The organism is Streptomyces sp. NPDC107521 (genome assembly GCF_055598485.1).
This window is the reverse complement of record NZ_JBVKAT010000037.1, coordinates 1-21,512: the sequence shown is the minus strand read 5'-3', so window position 1 is coordinate 21,512 and position 21,512 is coordinate 1. Positions and strand designations below refer to the sequence as shown.

The window sequence follows — 21,512 nt, the reverse complement described above, 5'->3', positions numbered from 1 at the left end:
ACCATCATGGCGAAGAGTGCGGGTTGGACGATGTCGACGCGGGTGAGGTCGCCGTTGCCGCGCAGGACGTCGGTGAGGTCCCAGTCGATGTGGGGTGCGAGTGCGTTCTGGCAGTCGGCTATCGACCGGGCGAACACCTCACTGCTGTCGAGGAGTTCGGCGCCCATGCCGAGCCATTGGGAGCCCTGACCGGGGAAGACGAACACCGGCCGACCGAACACACCCGTGCCCGTGGTGACTCCCGGCGCGGAGAGGCCGTCCGCGAGCGAACCGAGCCCGGCCAGCAGTTCCTCGCGGTCCTGCCCGAGCACCACCGCTCGGTGCTCCAGTGGGGCCCTGCCCGTGGCCAGCGTCCGGGCGGCGCCCGGCAGATCGGCGTCGGGGTGCTCGTGGAGGTAGGCGGCGAGCTGTCCGGCGTGGGCGCGCAGTGCCTGTTCGTCACGGGCGGAGAACACCCAAGGGACCACGGATGGCGGTGACTTGGGAGTCCCGGTGGTGGTCTCCTCGGTCCGGGGTGCTTCTTCGAGGATGACGTGGGCGTTGGTGCCGCTGATGCCGAAGGAGGAGACGGCGGCGCGTCGTACGCGGTCGCCGGCCGGCCATGCCTGTTCCTTGGTGAGCAGGGCGACGGCGCCGGAGGTCCAGTCGACGTGGGGTGTCGGCTCGTCCACGTGCAGGGTGCGAGGGAGCACCCCGTTCCGCATCGCCATCACCATCTTGATGACGCCCGCGACTCCTGCGGCGGCCTGCGCGTGTCCGATGTTGGACTTGAGCGAGCCGAGCCAGAGCGGCTGTTCGGCGGGCCGTTCCTGGCCGTAGGTGGCCAGCAGGGCCTGTGCCTCGATCGGGTCGCCGAGCTTGGTGCCCGTCCCGTGCGCCTCCACGGCGTCGACGTCGCCCGCCGCCAGCCGGGCGTCGGCCAGCGCCGCCCGGATCACCCGCCGCTGCGAGGGACCGTTGGGCGCGGACAGCCCGTTGCTCGCGCCGTCCTGGTTGACGGCCGAGCCGCGCACCACCGCCAGCACGGGATGGCCCAGGCGCTCCGCGTCCGACAGCCGTTCCAGCAGCAGCACGCCGACGCCCTCGGCCCAGGCGGTACCGTCCGCCGCCCCGGAGAAGGCCTTGCAGCGGCCGTCCGGGGAGAGTCCGCGCTGACGGCTGAACTCGACGAACATGCCGGGTGAGGCCATCACCGCGGCGCCGCCCGCGAGCGCCATCGTGGACTCGCCCCGGCGCAGCGACTGGACGGCCAGGTGCAGCGAGACCAGCGAGGAGGAGCAGGCCGTGTCGACGGTGATCGCCGGGCCCTCCAGCCCGAAGACGTACGAGAGGCGGCCGGACAGCACGCTCACCGTGGTGCCCGTGAGCACATGGCCCTCGACGCCGCCGCTCGGCTCGTGCATCCGGGCCCCGTAGTCCTGCGTCATCGCCCCGACGAAGACTCCGGTGCGGGTGCCGCGCAGCGCCGCGGGGGTGAGACCGGCCCGTTCGAAGACCTCCCAGGCCGCCTCCAGCAGCAGCCGCTGCTGCGGGTCCATGGCCAGCGCCTCGCGCGGGCTGATCCCGAAGAACGCGGCGTCGAAGCGGTCCGCGTCGTGCAGGAAGCCGCCCTGCCGCGTGTAGGTGCGGCCGGGCAGGCCCGGCTCGGGGTCGTACAGGCCGGAGACGTCCCAGCCGCGGTTGTCGGGAAAGGCACCGATCGCGTCGGTCCCCTCGGCGACCAGCCGCCAGAGGGCCTCGGGATCACCGACCCCGCCGGGGAGGCGGCAGGCCATCGCGACGACGGCGATCGGCTCGTCGTCGCCCGCCCGGGGGGCCGGCTCCGCCCCGTCGGCCGGGTCCGGGTCGTCCGCCGCGCCGGTGAGCCGGGCCACCAGGTGGTGTCCGAGCGAGCCGGGCGTCGGGTGGTCGAACAGCAGGGACAGCGGAAGCCGCAGCCCGGTCGCCGCCACCAGCCGGTTGCGCAGTTCCACCGCGACGGCGGAGTCCACCCCGAGGTCCCGGAACGGCCGGTCCGGGCGCGCCCCACGGGCGACCTCGGGGCCGCACACCGAGCCCAGCAGATCGCGCACCAACCCCTCGACCCAGGCGCGCTGTTCGCTCTCGGAGCGGGCCCGCTCCGGAACGCCCGCGGCGCCGAACGGGTACGTCGGCAGCGGCACCCGCCGTGCCCCGGTGCCGGCGAACACGGCCGCCCAGTCCACCGTCACCCCGTGGACGTGCAGCTCCGCGAGCGAGGTCAGCAGCCGCCGGGGCCCGCTCCCGTCGCGCCGCAGCGTGCCCACGACGGCGGTCGGGCCGACCGGTCCGGCGTCCTCCAGGGTCTCCTGCAGCCCGCCGGTCAGCACGGGGTGCGGGCCGACCTCCAGGAACGTCCGGTACCCGTCCGCCAGCAGCGCCCGGGTGGCCCGCTCGAAGCGGATCTCGGAGCTGATGTTGCGGTACCAGTAGTCGCCGTCCAGCTCGGCGGTGTCCACCCGGCCGCCGGTCAGCGAGGAGTAGAAGGGCACCGCGGAGGAGCGCGCCGTCACCCCGGCCATGTCGTCCAGCATCCGGGCGCGGTCGGCCCGAAGCCAGGGGGAGTGGACCGCGACGCCGTTGGAGAGCCTGCGGGCCCGGACGCCGTCCGCCGCCAGCTCGGCCAGCAGTTCCCCCACCGCCGTCCGCTCGCCGGAGAACAGGACCGACCGGGAGCCGTTGGCGCCGGCCACGGCCAGCCGCCCCGGCCAGCGGGCCAGGCGGGGCTCCAGTTCCTCCCGGGGCAGCAGCGCCGACGCCAGATCGCCCGGAGCGGCCGCGCCCGCCCGGGCCTGCGCCTCGCTCCACCGCACGGCCAGCAGGGCGGCGTCCTCCAGATCGAGGGCCCCGGCCACATGGGCGGCGGCGAACTCGCCCAGGCTCGCGCCCACCACGGCGGCCGGCTCGACCCCGCAGGCGCGCCACAGCCCGGCCAGCGACACCAGCACGGCGAACAGGACGGGCTGGACGACGTCGACCGCGACCAGGGCCGGCGCGCCCGGCGCGCCGCGCAGCACGTCCGCCAGCCGCCAGGACACGTGCGGTTCGAGGGCGGCGGCGCAGGCCTCCATCCGCTCCCGGAACACCGCCGAGGACTCCAGCAGGTCGAGTGCCATGCCCGGCCACTGGGGGCCCTGCCCGGGGAAGACGAACACCGGGCGCCCCGCACCGGCGTCCGCCAGGACCGTGCCGTGGACCAGCAGCGGGCCGAAGCCGCCGTCGGCGACGGCGCGCAGGGCGCCGAGGGCGTCCTCGCGGCGGTCGGCGACCAGCACGGCGCGCCGCTCGAACGCGGTGCGGGTGGTCGCCAGCGAGAGGCCGAGGTCGGTGAGGCGCGGGGCCGGGTCCGCCTCGACGCGCGCGCCCAGGTCGCGGGCCCGCGCACGCAGCGCCGCCTCGTCCCGGGCGGAGAACGGCAGGGGGGTGAAGGGCGTGTCGAACAGGGGGCGTTCGGCCACCGGGGCGTCGGTCCGGTTCTCGGCGGACCCGGCCTCGTACGGCCGTGCGCCGAGGCGGGCGAGGGTGTCCGGCCCGTCGGGCACCCGGTCGGCGAGCAGGCCGTGGACCCGGTCGTCGGCCCGCAGGGCCTCCGGCAGGGGGCGGAGCACGGCGAGGAGGGCGTGGTCCGGGTCGGGGCCGAGGGTGCCCGCGAGGGCGAGGTCGCAGTCGCCGCGGCGCAGGCTCTCGGCCGCCGCGGCGGCGGCGGTGCGGGCGCCGTCGGGCGAGGGCTCGACGACGGTCCGGGGGCCGGTCAGCTCCAGGACGGTCGCGAGGTGGTCGGCGGTGCCGTCCGGCCCGGCGAGGAAGACGCCGACCCGGCCGTCGCGCAGGGCCGCGGGAACGATCCCGGCGTCCTCCAGCGCGGTCCAGGCGAGCTGCGGTGCGACCGGCGCGGTGGCACCGGCGGTCCCGCTCGGCCCGCCCGGGTCCGCCGGGCCGAGGGGGCCGGTCGGGCCGAGCGGGTCGGTCGGGTGGAAGAAGGCGGCGTCCGCTCTGCTGCCGGAGGACCGGGCCACGCCGACGACGGCGACCGACTCGTCCTCGCAACTCCTCTGGGGCACGGCGTACTCGGCCTTCCTCGTCGTCTGGCTACGGTGGAGCCCTGCGTCCGGTCCGCCGGAGACGACGCGCCCCGTCGCACGCCCGTACCGCCGGGCTCCCGGAACCCGGCGTGCGTTCGTCGACGGTGCGGTGAGGTGCAGGTGCCCGCCTCGTAGTGATCTCCCCGCGTGACGTGCAGAACCCTGCCAGGGCCTTCTTGGCACCGACTTGGAGTCGACTTGGACACGACTTGGAGAGTTCTGGGCGACCCGCTCCGACCAGCACGGACGCCGGATTCCCCGGGGAACGGCAGAGGGTCTGATTAGCATGCACAGAACAATTTCGTGGGGTTGTGCGGAATGCCGCCCGGCCGTGGCGGAACCACCCTGTGTCGCGGTCGGCCGCGCGAACCGGGGGAGGGCCCCACGGAGCTGAGCGGCGCTGCGGGAACCGAGGTGTCGCCGCCGCCGTCCTCGGAGCCGAGGCGCCGGACCGGGCGGGACGGGACGGGGCCGGAGCGAGCGGGATGGGACCGCACGGGACGGGACTGTGTGGGGCCCGGCCGGGCGGCGCGTGTGTCCGGGCCCCACGAGCCCGCACCCCGGGCGTCGCCCCCATGGGCCGGGGCCCCGCAGTCATGACGCCCACGGGCCGTCCGGTGACGGCACCACCGCCGAGTGCGCCCGCCGCCGGACGCGGTGGCCGGATTCCCGCGCCGGACACGGTGCTCCGCGCCCCGTCCGCCCCGGGACCGCTGCCGGTGTCCCCGCCGGGCCGGCCCTCCCGCCCCGCCCCGCCCCGCCTCGCCCTGCGCCAGGGCCCGCCACCCCGCCGGGCTCCGCCGCCCCGCCGGTCAGATGCCCGCGGCCCTCCACAACTCGTCCACCCTGTCGACCCGTTCCCAGGTGAACTCGGGCAGCTCGCGGCCGAAGTGGCCGTAGGCGGCGGTCCGGGCATAGACGGGACGGAGCAGGTCCAGGTCGCGGATGACGGCGGCCGGGCGCAGGTCGAAGACCTCGTCGACCGCCTCCTCGATCGTCCCGCTGTCGACGGTGTTGGTCCCGAAGGTCTCGATGAACAGCCCCACCGGTCGCGCCCGGCCGATCGCGTAGGCGACCTGGACCTCGCAGCGCGTCGCGAACCCGGCCGCCACGACGTTCTTCGCCACCCAGCGCATGGCGTACGCGCCCGAGCGGTCGACCTTGGAGGGGTCCTTGCCGGAGAAGGCGCCGCCGCCGTGGCGGGCCATGCCTCCGTAGGTGTCGATGACGATCTTGCGGCCGGTGAGGCCCGCGTCGCCCATCGGGCCGCCGATCTCGAAACGGCCGGTCGGGTTCACCAGGAGGCGGTAGTTCTCCGTGTCGAGCTTGACGTCGTCGTCCAGCAGCGCCTTCAGCTCCGGCTCGACCACGAACTCCCGGATGTCCGGGGCCAGCAGCGACTCCGGGTCGACGCCGCCCGCGTGCTGCGCGGACACCACCACCGTGTCCAGGCGGACCGCCTCGTCGCCGTCGTACTCCAGGGTGACCTGGGTCTTGCCGTCCGGGCGCAGATACGGCACGGCGCCGTTGCGGCGCACGGCGGAGAGACGGTGGGCCAGGCGGTGCGCGAGGGTGATCGGCAGCGGCATCAGCTCCGGTGTCTCGGCGCAGGCGTAGCCGAACATCAGGCCCTGGTCACCGGCGCCCTGTGCGTCGAGGGCGGCCCCGGAAGCGCCGTCGGCGTCCTCCCGGTCACCGGCGCGCCCCTCGCAGGCGGTGCCGACGCCGCGGGCGATGTCGGGGGACTGGGAGCCCAGGGACACCGAGACACCGCACGAGGCGGCGTCGAAGCCCTTGGCGGAGGAGTCGTAGCCGATCTCCGCGATCCGGCCCCGGACGAGGGCGGGGACGTCCACCCGGGCCGTGGTGGTCACCTCTCCGGCCACGTGCACCGTGCCGGTGGTGATCAGGGTCTCCACGGCGACCCGGGAGGCCGGGTCCTCGCGGAGCAGGGCGTCGAGGACGGTGTCGCTGATCTGGTCGGCCATCTTGTCGGGGTGGCCCTCGGTGACGGACTCCGAGGTGAACAGGCGGCGGGGCATGGGCCCTCCCAATCGTGGTCCGGGTCGGCGTGCGCGGAACCGTGCCCGTCGGTGATCCGGGGCGACGGGCACGGGTGGAGCGTCGGACGGGTGGCGCGGGGTGGCGCGCGTGGCCGGGGCGACGGGGGGGGAACCGGGGACGCCGACGGGCGGGGCCCACGGCCCGCACCCGCCGGTGACGGCCCCGGTCCGGGCGGGGGACCGCCGGGCACGATGCCGGTCCGGGCTCACCGGACGGGCACGGTCCCGGTCCGGGCTCACCGGGGCAGGCAGTCCCTCAGTTCCCCGGTGAACCCGGAGCCGTCGTCCAGGTTGAAGAAGTGGCCCCCGGGCAGCACCGTGTGGCGGAACCCGCCCGAGGTGGTGGCCTCCCACCGGGCCATCCCGTCCGGCGGCGGCTCCGGGTCCGTGTCCCCGGCGAACGCGCTGACCGGACACGGCAGCGGCGGCATCGCCCGGTACGGGTAGGTGTCCGTGACCGCGAAGTCGGCCCGGATCGTGGGCAGCAGCAGCTCCCGCAGGGACCCGTCCGCCATGATCTCGGGCGGGATTCCTCCCATCTCCCCGACCACGCGCCACAGTTCGGCGTCGTCCAGCAGATGGCGCGCGTGGCCCGCCGCGCCGTCCTGCGGTGCCTCCATCCCCGAGACCACGAGACGGGCCGGCGGCATTCCGTAGGCCAGGGAGAACAGCCGTGCCGTCTCGAAGGCGATCAGCGCTCCCATGCTGTGCCCGTAGAACACATGGCGGCGGCCCGTCAGTTCGGTGCCGAGGACGGGCGCGAGGGCGCGGACCAGCGGGCGGATGTCGGTGAACGGCGCCTCCCCGGAGCGGCTCTCCCGGCCGGGCAGGCGCACGACCAGCGTGCGGGCGTGCGGGCGCAGGGCCCGGGCGAGCCTCCGGTAGGCGTTGGCCCCCGCCCCGGCGTGCGGGAAGACCACCAGCGTCGGCGCGGGTGCCGGTGCCTCCGTGCGCAGGAACCAGGCGTCGGCGTCGGTGCGGGAGTTCCCGGCGGCCGCGGTGCCGCGTGTGCTCATGGAGTCCACCGGGCCCTACTCCCCGACGAGGGTGCTGGCACGGACGGGGAGGCCGCCGGACCGGTACCGGCTCAGGCACCGGGCGCGCTGACGCTTGCCGGACGTCGTCTTCGGCAGCGTCTTCGGCGGGACGAGGACGACGTCGTACGGGGTGCAGGACAGTTCCCGCGCCAGGGTGTCCCGCACCGTGTGGGCGAGTTCCAGGGCGCGGGGGCCGGTGAGCGCGGTCTCGGCGACCACCACCATGTGCTCGCTCCCGGGCAGTGAGAACGCCATGACGTTGCCGAGGCGGACACCGCTGACCCGTTCCGCGGTGAACTCGAAGTCCTCGGGGTAGAGGTTGCGCCCGCCGACGATGATCAGGTCCTTCTGCCGGCCGCAGACGTAGAGGCGGTCGCCCCGGGCGAAGCCCAGGTCCCCCGTCACGAGCCGTCCGGAGCCGTCCAGCAGCTCCGTCGGGTGGGCGGTGCCGTCCGGGGTCCAGTAGCCGCCGACGACGCCCGGCCCCTCGACCCGGATCGACCCCACGCGGTCCTCCGGGAGCGGCTTGCCCTCCTCGTCGGTGATGGCGAAGGCGGTGTCCCCGACCGGGGCGCCGCAGTCCACGAAGGTGCGCCCGGCGCCGGTCTCGGCCACCAGCCCGTTCTCCAGCGCCCCGCGGTCCACGGTCACGGTGCGGTAGGGGTGCCCGCCGCCCATGGTGACCGCCAGCGTCGCCTCGGCCAGCCCGTAGGCGGGGGCCATGGCTCCGGGGGGCAGCCCGTAGGGGGCGGCGGCCGTCATGAACGCGCCCAGGGTGTCCGGGTCGATGGGTTCGGCGCCGTTCACCGCCAGCCGGAGGGAGGAGAGGTCGTAGTCGTTGCGCCGCAGGGTCAGATAGCGGGTGGCCAGACCGTAGGCGAAGTTGGGGCCGACCGTCGCCGCCGCCCGGTACCGGGTGATCGCCTCCAGCCAGATCCCCGGGCGGCCGCCGAAGGCCCGGGTGGGGATGGCGCAGGTGGCCAGGCCGTGGATGACGGCACCGGTCAGGAAGATGATCCCCATGTCGTGGTAGAGCGGCAGCCAGGTGACGAACGGGTCCCCCGGAGCCAGGTTCCCCGCCGCGAAGCACTCCCGGGAGTTGGCCACGACCTGGCCCTGGGTGACGGCGACGGCCCGGGGGGAGGCCGTGGTGCCGGAGGTGAACTGGAGGACGGCGATGTCGTCCGCGCCCGGCTCGGGGAGCGGCCCGCCCGGCGCACCATCCGCGAGCGAGCGGAAGTCGGCCACCGGGACGGGGAGTCCGCCCCGCAGGGCGTCGGCCGAGGCGGTGTCGGTGACCAGGACCGAGCCCCGGGCCGCGGCCACCCTGCGCAGTGCCTGCGCGGGCACGTCGGCGTGGGTGCCCGGACGGGGGATGGGCAGGACGGTGACGGCGGCACCGGCCCGCCACACGCCGAACAGGGTGGTGATCAGATCCAGCGAGGTGGGTCCCAGGACGCACACACGGTCGCCCCGGCCGACCCCGTGGGTGTGGCGCAGCGTCCTCGCGACGGTGTCGGCCCGGGAGCGGAGTTCCCCCAGGGTGAGGGAGACGGGGGGCGCGTCGTCGTCCAGCAGGGTCAGCGGGGTGTCCGCGGGCCGGGCGGCCAGGCACTCGGTGATCGACTGGTGGGTCATGGCGTGGGTCCCTCTCTCAGTGGGCGAGCCAGTGCCGCAGGACGTCGGCGTCCGCCGGGGCGGTCAGGGGCTCGGGGCGGCCGAGGAGTCCGGTGGCGAGGTCGGAGCCGATCGTGTGGAGCAAACCGGCCGCGCCGTGCGGACAGGCCAGGACGAGCCGCCCGGAGACCACCCCGGCCACGAACTCCAGCCGCGCGCCGGGTCCCGCGCCGCCGTCGACCCCGGGACCGGGGGCGCCGGTCCCCCCGTGCACCGGCGGCTCGTCGTCCCCGGGACCCTCCCCGGGGAGCGGTCCGAGCCGGTCCGGGCTCGGGACCAGTCCCAGCGGTTCCCACAACGCGTCCGATTGGCCCAGGTAGTTGAGGACCACCGGGGCGGTGGTGGCCGGTGGCAGTCCGTGCCCGCCGAGGGCGGCGAGCAGTTCGTAGTGGCGGCCCGCCGCGGGTGCCCGGAGCCGGGCGGCGGCCACGGCGTCGGCCGCCTCCGCCAGCCGGACGTCCCGCAGCACCGGGACGTCGAGCGGCCAGCGGGTGGCCAGCCGTCCCACGATCCGGGCCGGGTCGAGCGTGTCGGAGACCGTGTCGCGGCCGTGCGCGTCGATGCCCACCCGGAGGGTCGGCGCCCCGTTGGCTCCGCCGACGGCCCGCGCGACGGCGGCGAGCAGCAGGTCCTGGACGGACGGCGCGGCCAGGAGCGCGGCGGTGGCCTCCGGGCCCAGCGCCGTGAGCTCCGGCCCCGCCTGCGCGTCCGGCCCGTCCGCCCGCCCGTCCGGAAGCCCGCCCGGTGGGTCCTCCAGCCCCTGCCAGTGGGCCAGTTCGGCGCGCACCTCGGGACGGTCGGCCCGCGCGTACACCTCCTCGGTCCAGGCCGTGAGCGAGGGAGCGGGCGGCAGGAGCACCCGCCCGGTGTCCCGCACCTGCCGGCAGGCGGAGAGGAGTTCCTCCAGCAGGAGCCGGCAGGAGTAGTTGTCGGCCACCAGTTGGTGGACGACGAGGAGGAACTGCCGGCGCCCGGCCCGCTGGACCACCGCGACGCGCAGCGGGGGCGCCGTGCGGAGGTCGAGGGAGGACCGCAGGCGGCGGACGGTGTCCCGGACCGTCCGGGAGGCGGCCTCCTCGGTCTCCCGGGTGAGGTCCATCCAGGTGAGCGGCAGGTCGGGTCCGTCCACCGGCTCGATCCGCGCGTACTCGCCGTCGTCCGTGTCCAGCCGGAGCCGCAGCGCCTCGTGGCGGCCCAGCAGTTCCCGCAGCGCCACCCGCACCGCGGTCCGGTCCAGCGGCTCGGGGACGTCGAAGAGCAGTACGTAGTGCCGGTCCCGGGGACGCGGCCACTCGCGCAGCAGGGCGCGCTGCCGGGGCAGGAGGCGCACCCGGCCCTCCCCGGCCGGCCGGACGGGTGCGGCGGGGGCCTCCCGGCGGGCGACGGAGACGAGCGCGTCCAGGGTCTGGTGGGTGAAGAAGTCCCGGGGCGCGATGCGCAGTCCGGCCGCGGCGGCCCGGGCGACGACCTGCATGGCCAGCAGGGAGTCGCCTCCGAGCGCGGTGAACTCGGCGGCGGGCGGGACCGCGTCGAGGCCCAGCACCTCGCACCAGATCCGGGCGAGCGTCCCCCGTACGTCCCCGTCCGTCCGGAGGGACGCGGCGGCGCCCGATGCGTCCTCGGCGCCGGTCACCTTCTCGCTGTCCCGGGTGCCGCCGGGGCGGGCGGCCCACCCGGGGCCCGCGACGGCGCCGGGGGAGGGAGCACCGGGCGCTTCCCTCGCGGGGCGGCTGTCCGGGGCGCCGACGGTGACCGGCTCCGCCCCCGCAGCTGTCCCCACGCCGCTCCCCGCCGCCGTCCCCGTGCCCGGAACGGCCGACCGCTCCCCGGCGGCCGGTTCCGTCGCCGGACCGTCCCCGCCGCGTGTCCCCGCCCGCCACGCCCCGTCGTCCTCCGCCAGCCGCGTCACCAGATCCGTGTAGGCGCGGAACCGCGCTGCCAGGGCCTCCCCGTCGAAGAGCTGTTCCACGGCGTCCCAGTTCAGGACCAGCTCCCCGTCGTACTCGAAGACCTGGTGGTCCACATGGACCTGCGGGGTGTGGACGATGCTCGACCGCATCTCCCCGAGGGCGCCCACGGCCCGCCCGAAGTCCCTGTCCGAGGAGTCCAGCGCGCTGGTGAACACCACCGGCGCCAGGGCCCGTCGGGGGCCGTGCAGCCGGGCGATCTCGCGGAGCACCTCGATCCCGGTGAACTCGCCGTGGTCCAGGTCCTCGGCCAGCCGGTGCTGGAGGGCCCCGGCGCGGTCCGCGAAGGGGGACGCCGGATCGACCGACACCTCCAGCAGGCTGATGGCGGTGAAGTCCCCGATGACCTCGGCCACCTGGCCGTGCACCGGCAGGCGCCGGCCCACGGTCACGTTCAGGAGGAAGGGGCCGCCGTCCGACCAGTCGGCGAGCACCTCCGCGTAGGCCGTGGCCAGGGCGGCGGAGACGGTCACGCCGTGCCGCGCCGCCCGCTCCCGCAGCGCCCGGAGCGCCGTGGCGGGCAGGCGGTGGGTGTGCCGCGCGAACGTCGGCTCCAGCACGTCCGCCGGGTCGGCGGCCAGCGGCAGGCGCGGTGCCGCGGGCAGACCGGCGGCGCGCGCCGTCCAGTAGTCCCGGGCCCGCCGGTGGCGCGGGGTGCCCTCCAGCCGCCGCAGGGCGAGCCGGTAGTCCCGGAAGGTCAGCTCCGGCCCGGCCGGCCGCCAGGAGGGGTCCGCGCAGCGGGCCGCGAGCTCGGAGAGGAAGACGGCGACCGTGCCGCCGTCCGCGATCAGCAGGTCGAGGCAGACGTGCAGACGGCTGGAGCCGTCCAGCCGGGTGACGCGGACGTCGAAGAGGGGCGCCGCCGCCGGGTCGAAGACCCGGGCCGCGCACCGGGTGCGGGTCTCCTCGAGCCGGGCCCGCGCCATCCCGGCGTCGAGCCCGCGCAGATCCTCCACGGCGACCTCGTACGGCGGTGCCTCGGGCCGCACCCGCCACTGGCCGTCCGCTCCGACCTCGGCGCGGAGCATGTCGTGCCGCCGTGTCATCGCGGTGAGCGCCCCGGACAGCAGCCGGGCGTCGAACTCCGGGGCGGCGACCTCGACATAGAACGACGCGGCGACGTTGCCCAGCGGGAAGAAGCCGTTGCGGCCCAGGAGGTACGCCTGCTGGAGACCGGTGAGCGGGAAGGGCGCGTAGCGGTCCTCCGGCGCCGGGACCACCACCGGAAGCTCCGCCGCGGCCGCCTCCGGCGTCCCACCGGACTCCTGCCGCCGTTCGCGCAGCAGGGCGGCCAGGTCCCGCAGGGCGGGCCGGGCGAACACGTCCGCGACGGTGAGGGCGACGCCCGCGTCGCCCAGGGCGCGGACCAGGTGCACGGCGAGCAGGGAGTCCCCGCCGATCCGGAAGAAGTCGTCGTCCACCGACACGTCCGTGACCCCGAGCACCTGCCGCCACGCCGCGACCAGCGCGTGCTCGACGTCGTCCGAGGGACCGGCCGCCTCCCGCTCCCCGGTGCGCTCCTGGGCCCCGCGGGCCAGCTCGCGGAGGCGGCCGGTGTCGACCTTGCCGTTCGCGGTGAGCGGCAGCCCGGCCAGGACGAACACCTCCCGGGGCACCATGTACGAGGGCAGTGACTCCCGTGCCAGCTCGACGAGATGCCGGGGCAGCGCGTTCAACTCGCGTATGAGAAGGGGTGAGTTGCTGGTCTCCGGGCCGTCCGCGGCGGGCGCGGGCAGGGTGTGCGCGGCGGCCCTCACCGCCAGTTCCGCGTCGTGCGGGGTCAGGGCCAGGACCGCGTCGAGGAACCCGGGCCGCGAGGCCGGCCGGTAGAAGAACTCGCAGGCATAGCCGTGCTTCGCGGCCAGCTCGGCGAGTGCCACCCGGGTCGGCCGGTCCCGTGTCCCCGGCTCCGGCCACCCGGTGGCCGCCGGACCGTCGAGGGGCAGCCCGGCCCGTGCCGGATCGTCCAGCCGCTCCGCCCACGCCGCGTCGTGCAGCAGCCGCTCGTTGGGCACGTCCCGCAGCGCCACGGCGGGCAGTCCGCCGCTGAGGGCCTGTTCCAGCTCCGGCAGCGTCCGGGCGGCGTCCTCCCAGGCCAGTTCGGCGGCCGGACCGGCGGCGGCGCTCGGCTCGCGGAGCACCACGGCGTCGAAGCGGTAGTCCGCCATCTCGGTGGCGGGACTGCCCGGCCGGGGCAGTACGGCGACGGGGCGGCCCAGTCCCGCCCAGAGCAGCTCGGGCGCCACGACCAGTTCCCCGTCGGACAGCGCGCGCTGATCCGCCCGCCGGGCGACGTCCCCGGCCGTGTCCCCGGCCTCCGCGCGCGCCCGCTCCACGGCCATGTGGAACGGGCGGAGGTGGCGGAGGTCGCGCAGGTCGCCCAGGTGGACGAGGCCACCGGGGCGCAGCGCGGCCAGCGCCCCGCGCACCGTGGCGAGCAGATGGTCGGCCGAAGGGAAGTACTGGGCAACGGAGTTGATGACGACGCAGTCGAAGCGGCCCGGCGCGATCCCCTCGAAGTCCGTGGCCTCCCGGTGCAGCAGTGTCGCCCGCCCGGCGGTGCCGTCCCGTTCCAGCCGCTCCGCCAGATGTCCGAGGGTGCGCTCCGAGATGTCGGTCCCCACGTACTCCACGCACTCCGGCAGCAGCCGGGTGGCGATCAGCCCGGCGCCACAGCCGATCTCCAGGACGCGGCGGGGGCGGTGCGCGAGCACCCGGCGCGCGGTGATGTCGGCCCACTCGGCCATGTCCCGCTCCGGGATGGTCCCGCCGGTGAAGCTGTCCACCCAGCCCGAGGTCTGTGCGGCCGGATCGGTCCGCAGGGAGTCGAAGACCTCGCGCCAGTCGGCGATCTGCGCCTCGGCCCCGCCGCCGTCGGCCCGCCCCTCCCGGCGGGGGACCGCGAAGGCGACGAGCCGGCTGCCCTCCACCACGGCCACCGCCCGCTCCACCCGGGGGTGCGCCGCGAGGGTGTGCTCGATCTCCCCCAGTTCGATGCGGTAGCCGTTCACCTTGACCTGGCCGTCGTCCCGGCCCAGGAACTCGATGTTCCCGTCGGGGTGGTACCGGCCCAGGTCCCCGGTGTCGTACAGGCGGGTGCCGGTGCGCGGATCGGTCACGAACCGTTCGCCGGTGCGGACGGGGTCGCGCCAGTAGCCCTGGGCCAGACCGGTGCCGCCGATGAACAGCCGCCCGGCGACCCAGGTGGGGCAGGGGCGCAGCTGCCGGTCCAGCACGTGGAAGGTCTGGTTGGCCAGGGGCCTGCCGTAGGGGACGGAGGCCCAGCCCGGGAGCGGGGAGCCGATGGGATGGGCGATGGACCAGATCGACGCCTCGGTCGCACCGCCCAGACCGATGACGTCGACGGGGCCCCGCTTCAGGGACCGGACGCGGTCGGCCAGGGTGGTCTCGATCCAGTCCCCGGACATCAGGACCAGGCGCAGCGGCCCGAGCACCTCCTCCCCGGGCCGGGACTCGGCGTACGTGGTGAGCATCCGCATCAGCGCCGGGACCGTGTTCCACACCGTCACCCGGTGCCGGTCGACGAGTTCCGCCCAGCGCTCCGGGTCCCGGCCCGCGCCGGGCTCCGGCAGGACGACGCAGCCGCCCGCCCCGAGGACCCCGAAGACGTCCCACACGGACAGGTCGAAGCTGAGCGACGACAGGGCCAGCACCCGGTCGCCGGGGCCCACGCCGAACCGCGTGTTGATGTCCCAGCAGGTGTTCACCGCCCCGCGGTGGTCGATCACCACGCCCTTCGGCTCGCCCGTGGAACCCGAGGTGAAGATGACGTAGGCGAGGTCCGTCGGCTCCTGGACGCTCTCCAGCGGGCCGTCGGGCTCGTGCCACCACGCCGAGGCGTCCGACACGTCCAGCACCGTGAGGCCGGGCGGCCAGTCCAGCCGCTCCCGCACCCGGGTCTGGGTCAGGACGGTGTCCACCTCGCCCAGTTCCAGCAGCCGGCGCACCCGCTCGGGCGGCAGCGAGGCGTCGACGGGCAGATAGGCGGCGCCGGAGTAGAGGATGCCCAGCACGGCGGCGACCTGCTCCCAGCCCTTCTCCATCACCACGGCCACCAGCCGGTTCGGGCGCGCACCCGCCCGGCGCAGCGCCCGGCCGATGCGGCACGCCGTCCGGTCCAGCTCGCCGTAGCTGAGGGTGCCCTCCGGCCCGGTCAGCGCGGGCTCGGGGCCGCGCCGGGACAGCGCCGGGCCCAGGCGGTGCAGCAGCACGTCCGGAGTCCCGGCCGCGGTGCTGTTCACCCGCTCGCGCTCCGCCGCCTGCTCCGGGGGCAGGCGGACGGTCTCCCGCTCGTCCCACGCCGCGTCGTCCCCGGCCAGCCGCTCCACCAGGGCGCGGTAGGCCGCGAACATGTCGTCCAGGACGCCCGGCGCGAAGACCTCGTCGACGGAGTCCCAGGTGAGGTGCAGGTCCCCCCGGTACTCCAGGGTCAGGCACTCCAGGGAGAGCTGGGGCGCCTGGGCGAGGGTGTGGTGGATGCCCCGCAGCCACCGGGGGGCGAAGTCCTCGCCGAACCCCGAGCCGACGAACGTGGAGAACACCACCGGGGCGACCGCCGTGGCCGGACCCGAGCGGCGGGCCAGCTCCCGCATGACCCGGATGCCGCTGTGGGCGCTGTGCTCCAGGTCCCGCCAGAGCCGCGCCTGGGCGGCGGCGGCCCGCTCGCTGAAGGTCCGCGCGCCGTCCCACCGCACGTCCAGCAGGGTCAGCGTGGTGAAGTCGCCGACGACCCCGCGGACCCCCTCGTGCACCGGCAGCCGGTTGTTCACCGTCACGTTGACGGTGAAGTCCGGGGACGCCGACCAGCGGGCCAGCACGTCGGCGTAGGCGGCGGCCAGCGCGGTCGAGGGGGTCAGCCCGCGCGCCGCGGCACGGCTCCGGAAGCGCTGCCACCCGGCGGCGGACAGCACGTGGTGGCGGCGGCGGAAGCGGGGGCGCCGCACGGCGGACAGCGGCGCGGCGAGCGGCAGCAGCGGCGCCGGCGACAGGTCGTCCAGCCGCCCGGCCCAGTACTCCTCGGCGGCCCGGCGCTCCTCCTCGTACCCGGGCCCGCCGACGGCCCGCTGGTACTCCCGGAAGGTGATGCCCGGTCCGGGCGGCTCCCGGTCCGGGTCGGCGTACCGGGCGGCCAGCTCCTCGACAAGGACGGCGAACGAGGTGCCGTCGCAGATCAGCAGGTCCACCGCGAACCGCAGCAGGGTCCGGCGGGCGTCCAGCCGGGTGGCGTGCACGTCGAGGAGGGGCCACCGCGTCACGTCGCGCCGCCGCTCCGCCGCCCGCGCCCGCGACTCCTCCAGCCGCGCATCCCGCTCCCCGGGCTCCAGGGCCGACAGGTCCTCCCTGACGATCCGGAAGTCCGGCACCTCGGCCAGGACCTGCTGGGTGCCGTCCTCCCGGATCACCGCGCGGAGCATGTCGTGGCGGGCGACGGCGGACCGCACCGCCCGCTCGAACCGGTCGACGTCCAGGTCCTCGGTGTCCAGCTCGACGTAGAAGGAGGCGTCCACGTCGCCGAGTTCGTGCCCGGCGTCCCGGCCGTGCAGATACGCCTGCTGCACGTCCGTCAGGCCGAACGGCTCGTGGGCGCCGCCGTCCGGGACCGCCACCGGCTCCGCCGGGGGCGGCTCCTCCCGCCGGGGCGCGGCTCCCAGCAGGCGCTCCGCGACCTCGGGGACACGGAATCCGCCACTCAGCTCCGACAGCGGCACCCGCACCCCGAAGGCGGCGTCGAGCACCGCGCAGACCGTCGTGGCCTGCAGGGACTCGATGGTGAGCGGCCCCTCCTCGGGCACCTCGCGGGTGGGCAGCCCCGTCACCGCCGCCAGCAGGTCGACGAGCCCCACGCAGAGGTACGCGCGACGGTCCTCGACGGGGCCGTCCGACTCGATCCCCAGGGCCATCGTCCCGACGGCGCGCTCGATCGTGGACTCCGCGGAATCGCCCATGTTCGCTCCCCCTTCGAGGCCGGGCCGAAGGGCCGGACCTGCTGAATGAACGCCGCCGTGGGCGGCGCGAACGGACCGGTGAGGCCGGCGCAGAGGCTGACGGCGGGGTGCCGTGCCCGGTGCCAGGCGGGGAGTCTTCCGGTTGAACCGCACTTTAAGTCAACCCGCACCGGCGCCCGGTGCCCCCGCGTCCGCCAAGTGCCCGGCCGATGACCGGAATTGAGCGGGTCCCGGGGCTTGACCTTGGAGTCGACTCCACACTTTACGCTCGCCCCGTCAGCTCATGCGTCCACCAACAGGCAGGTGACCAAGGTGAAGGAGTTCGCCGCCTCCACGAACGGCGACGTTGCTGTGCCCCCCGAACCCGATACCGGAGCACGCCGATACCGGGTGATCTCCGGCTGTGTGGAGTGCGCCGGCGACCTGGCCGCCCTGCGGCGCGTTCCGGGCGTGCGCGACGTGCGCGTACTGGCGGCCACGGGCACCCTCGTGGTCGAAGCGCCGCCGACCCTGGCCGACGACGTGCTGCTGCGCACCGCCGGCGCGTCCGGACTCGTCCTCGAACCCGAGCGGCCCGCGGACGGCACGGCCGACGGCCCCGCCGCCCGGCGCTCCCGCTGGTGGCTGCGGCCCGAGATGCTCCTCCTGGAGATCGCGGCACTGCTGCTGATCGGCGTGGAGACCCTCGGCTGCTACTCGCGGTACGAATCGGCCGCCGCCGTCCTCGCCTACGCGGTCGTCGCCATCGGCATGGTCTTCCCCACCCGCACCGCGTTGATGATGCTGCGGACCAAACGGGTGTCGATCAACGTCCTGCTGGTCGTCGCCGTCATCGGGGCCCTCGCCCTGGGCAGGGTGACGGAGGCCGCCTGCGTCGTCGTCATCTTCTCCCTCGGCGTGGTCCTCGAGAGCTACGTGGCGGACCGCGCCCGCAAGTCCATCCAGAAGCTGATGGACCTCAGCCCCGCCCTCGCCGAACGCTTCACCGACGGCGGCGGCGTCGAACAGGTCGAGGTCGCCCGGCTCGGCGTCGGCGACACTGTCCTCGTCCGGCCCGGCTCCCGGCTGCCCACCGACGGCACCGTCGTCCGGGGCACCTCCTGGATCGACGCCTCCGCCATCACCGGCGAGTCGATGCCCGTCGAGGCCGCCCCCGGCACCGAGGTCTACGGCGGCACCCTCAACGGACACGGCGCCCTGCGCGTCCGGGTGGCCAAGCCCTTCGAGGACACCGTCCTCGCCCGCGTCATCAAGGAGGTGGAGGAGGCCCAGCAGAACCGCGGACAGGCCCAGCGCTTCGCCGACCGGTTCTCCGCCGTCTACACCCCCGTCATGATCGGCACGGCCGTCCTGCTGGCCGCCCTCGGCCCGCAGGTCTTCGACATCTCCTACGAGGACGCCCTCTACCGCGCGCTCGTCGTCCTCATCGTCTCCTGCTCCTGCTCGCTGGTGCTGTCCGTCCCCGTCAGCGTCGTCTCCGCCGTGGCCCGCGCCGCCCGCGACGGCGTCCTGATCAAGGGCGGTGCCTACCTGGAGCAACTGGCCAGGCTGCGGGCCGTGGCCTTCGACAAGACGGGCACGCTCACCCTCGGCCGCCCCGTCCTGCTGGAGACGCGCCCGCTCGGCGGCCACGACACCACCGAACTGCTGCGGCTGTCGGCCGCGGTCGAGGCCGGCGCCACCCACCCCATCGCGGAGGCCGTGGTGCGCGCCGCGCGGGAACGGGGCATCCCCGTCGTCCCCGCCGACGACGTCACCGTCGTCCCCGGCATCGGCGCCCGTTCCGTGATCGACGGCTCCACCGTCGCCGTGGGCCGGGTCGGCGACCTCAGCGGCCACCCCGAGGCCCGGGCCGCCCTGGACGCCATCGAGGACGCCGGCGGCACCCCCGTCGCCGTCACGGTCGACGACCGGCTCATCGGCCTGCTCGGCGTCGCCGACGAACTGCGCCCGGAGGCCGTCACCGCGCTGGAGACCCTGCGGAAGGCGGGCATCACCCACACCACGATGCTCACCGGCGACCGCCGGCGCGTCGCGAACGCCATCGCCGAACGCGTCGGGATCGGCAGCGTCCGCGCGCAGCTCATGCCCGAGGAGAAGAGCACCGCCGTCGCGTCGATCAAGGAGTCCGGCGTCACCGCGATGGTCGGCGACGGCGTCAACGACGCCCCCGCGCTGGCCACGGCCGACGTCGCGATCGTCATGGGCGCCGCCGGCACCGACGTCGCCCTGGAGATGGCCGACGTCGCCCTCATGGCCGACGACCTCAACAAGCTGCCCTACGCCGTCGTCCTGGCCCGCAGGGCGAGCCGTGTCATCGCCCAGAACGTCGCCCTGTCCCTCGCCGTGATCCTCCTCCTCGTCGTCGCCGCGGTCGGCGGCGGCTTCAGCCTCACCGCGGGTGTGCTGATCAACGAGGCGTGGGCGCTCGTCATCATCGCCAACGGACTGCGGCTGCTGCGCCTGACCCCTGCGCTCCGGGCCGCCGGGGCGATCCCGGCGGAGCGGCCGGACGCGGCCGCCGCGCACCGCGCGGACCCCGCGCACCCCAAGGACCCCGCGCCCGGCGCGGAGGCGTCCGACGACGCCTGCGGCTGCGGTGCGGAGTGCGGTTCGGGCGGCGGTTCGGCGGTCACCGCCGTGGCCGAGGGGCCGGAGACCGGGGACGCGTGCGGCTGCGGTTCCGGCTGCGGCACGCCCCAGGTGGAGTTCGTGGCCCTCGCCCGCCCCGCCGTCCCCGCCGTGCCGGCCGCCCCCGCGACCCACTGCGGGGCGGACGGCGGCTGCGGCTGCGGACCGGCGGCCCAGGACGCCATGGCCCGGTCCGACCGCCGCGGATGAGGACCGGCTGACCAGGAGCCCGGCCGTTCCCCCGGCGGTCGGGCTCCTTCCCCCCCCCCCCGGGCCCCCGGGGTCCCTTCCCCCGCCCCGGGGCCCGGCGCCACCGTCGCGCCACCGCGCACGAACCGCCCGACGAGGAGACGCCCGGATGTCAACGCACACCACCCCGCACGAAGGCGTGGTGAGAACCGGGGCCGACGGCCCCCCGCACGCCCCCGGCTGGACCCTGGCCGTCGTCTGCGTCACCACCTTCATGCTGCTGCTCGACGTCACGGTCGTGAACGTCGCACTGCCCGCCATCCGCGACGCCCTGCACGCCGGCTTCTCCGAACAGCAGTGGGTGATCGCCGCCTACACGCTGACCATGGCCGCGTTCCTGCTCTCCGGCGGCTCCCTGGCCGACCGGATCGGGCGCAGGCGCGTCTTCACCCTGGGCCTCGGCGTCTTCACCCTGGCCTCGCTCGCCGCCGGACTCGCCCCGGAACCGCTGACGCTCAGCGCCGCCCGGGGCGTCCAGGGCGTCGGCGCCGCGATGCTCTTCTCGGTGGGGCTGGCCCTCATCGGCCAGGAGTTCCACGGGGCCAGGGCGCGCGGCACGGCCTTCGGCCTGTGGGGCGCGACCGGCGGCCTCGCCTTCGCCGTCGGCCCCCTGGTCGGCGGCTTCCTCACCACGTCACTGAGCTGGCGCTGGATCTTCCTGGTCAACGTGCCGATCGGCCTGCTCGCCCTGCTGCCGGCCACCCGGCGGCTGCGGGAGTTCCGGGATCCGCACTCCACCGGCGTCGACCGGGCCGGCATGGCGACCTTCGGAACGGGCCTGGCCCTGCTGCTGTTCGGACTCATGGCCGGCAACTCCCTGGACTGGAACTGCCCTCCGGTCGTCCTCTCCTTCGTCGCGGGTGCCGCCCTGCTGGCCGCCTTCGCCGCCATCCAGCGCACCAAGGGCCGCGCGGCCATGCTGGACCTCTCCCTGTTCCGGGTCCGCTCCTTCAACGGCGTGGCCTGGGGGACGTTCCTGAACAACGCGGCCTCCCTGGCCACCGTCTTCCTGCTCGTCTCCTACCTCCAGAACGTCCTCGGGTACTCCGCCTGGGAGACCGGGCTGCGCTTCCTGCCGCTGACCGTCACCCTCTTCGCCGCGGCGCTCCTGACCGGACGGCTCGGCGCACTCGTCCCGCCCGGCGTCCTCCTCGGCACGGCCATCGCCCTGATCGCCGTCGGCCTGGCGCTCGTCTCCCTGGTGCGCCCGTCGAGCGACTGGACCGTCCTGCTGCCCGGACTCCTCGTCACCGGGGCGGGCATGGGCATGTTCAACCCACCGCGCGCGGCGGTCACCGTCGGCGTCGTGCACCCGTCCCGTGCCGGGATGGCCTCCGGCATCGGCCAGACCTTCCAGCAGGCCGGGGTCGCCCTGGGCGTCTCCGGCTTCGGCGCCCTGTTCGAGCGCTGCGTCACCACCGCGTTCACCGCGTCCGCGGCGGGACAGCGGCTCGGCGACCGGGCGGAGACCGTGGCCCACGAGGTGGCCACCGGCGGCACCGCCGAACTCGGCGGCCTGGTCCCGCCGTCGATGCTCGACACGGTGACCGGTGCCGCCCGCGTCGCCTACGTCGACAGCCTGAGCGAGGTGACCCGGATCTGCGCCCTCGTCGCGGCCGTCGGAGCGGTCCTCGTCCTCGCCCTCGTGCGCGACCGGGACCTGCACGTGAGCGCGCGGGCGGCCGGACGGTCCTGAGCCGACGGCGCGGGCACGCACGAGGGCGGGGTGGTGGGGGGGGGCCCCGGGAGAACCCCCCCCACCCCCCCCCCCTTCTCCCTCCCCCCGGCCCGGGGGGGGTGGGGGGCGCCACCCCCGGGTCCC

7 protein-coding genes are annotated in these 21,512 nt (G+C 75.8%); 2 read left to right on the top strand and 5 right to left on the bottom strand.

Annotated elements, in window-relative coordinates; all coding sequences use genetic code 11:
- The 5 genes from ACZ7LB_RS31485 to ACZ7LB_RS31465 all read right to left on the bottom strand — a co-directional run.
- On the bottom strand, positions 1-4,079 hold a 4,079-nt coding region (locus ACZ7LB_RS31485), incomplete at its 3' end, for an acyltransferase domain-containing protein (protein ID WP_471473058.1).
- A gap of 833 nt (positions 4,080-4,912) precedes the next feature.
- On the bottom strand, positions 4,913-6,142 hold the full coding sequence (metK, locus tag ACZ7LB_RS31480; RefSeq protein ID WP_471473056.1) for a methionine adenosyltransferase: 1,230 nt from the start codon (positions 6,140-6,142) through the stop codon (positions 4,913-4,915).
- A gap of 257 nt (positions 6,143-6,399) precedes the next feature.
- A complete protein-coding gene (locus tag ACZ7LB_RS31475; protein ID WP_471473054.1) occupies positions 6,400-7,179 on the bottom strand; it encodes a thioesterase II family protein in 780 nt (259 codons plus the stop codon).
- Positions 7,180-7,194: 15 nt separating this feature from the next.
- Positions 7,195-8,838, bottom strand: a complete 1,644-nt coding sequence (locus ACZ7LB_RS31470) for an AMP-binding protein (protein WP_471473053.1) — start codon at positions 8,836-8,838, stop codon at positions 7,195-7,197.
- Between the two features lie 16 nt (positions 8,839-8,854).
- Positions 8,855-16,810, bottom strand: coding sequence for an amino acid adenylation domain-containing protein (locus tag ACZ7LB_RS31465; protein WP_471473051.1), 7,956 nt, complete (start codon positions 16,808-16,810; stop codon positions 8,855-8,857).
- 303 nt (positions 16,811-17,113) lie between these two features.
- On the opposite strand from ACZ7LB_RS31465, the gene ACZ7LB_RS31460 reads away from it, so the two are divergent.
- Together ACZ7LB_RS31460 and ACZ7LB_RS31455 are read left to right on the top strand one after the other, a co-directional pair.
- Positions 17,114-19,651 (top strand): heavy metal translocating P-type ATPase, encoded by a 2,538-nt coding sequence (locus ACZ7LB_RS31460; protein WP_471473049.1) that lies wholly within the window; start codon positions 17,114-17,116, stop codon positions 19,649-19,651.
- A 148-nt stretch (positions 19,652-19,799) separates the two neighbouring features.
- Entirely contained in the window at positions 19,800-21,386 is a 1,587-nt protein-coding gene (locus ACZ7LB_RS31455; protein ID WP_471473047.1) for an MFS transporter, read from the top strand.
- The last annotated feature ends 126 nt before the right edge of the window (positions 21,387-21,512 follow it).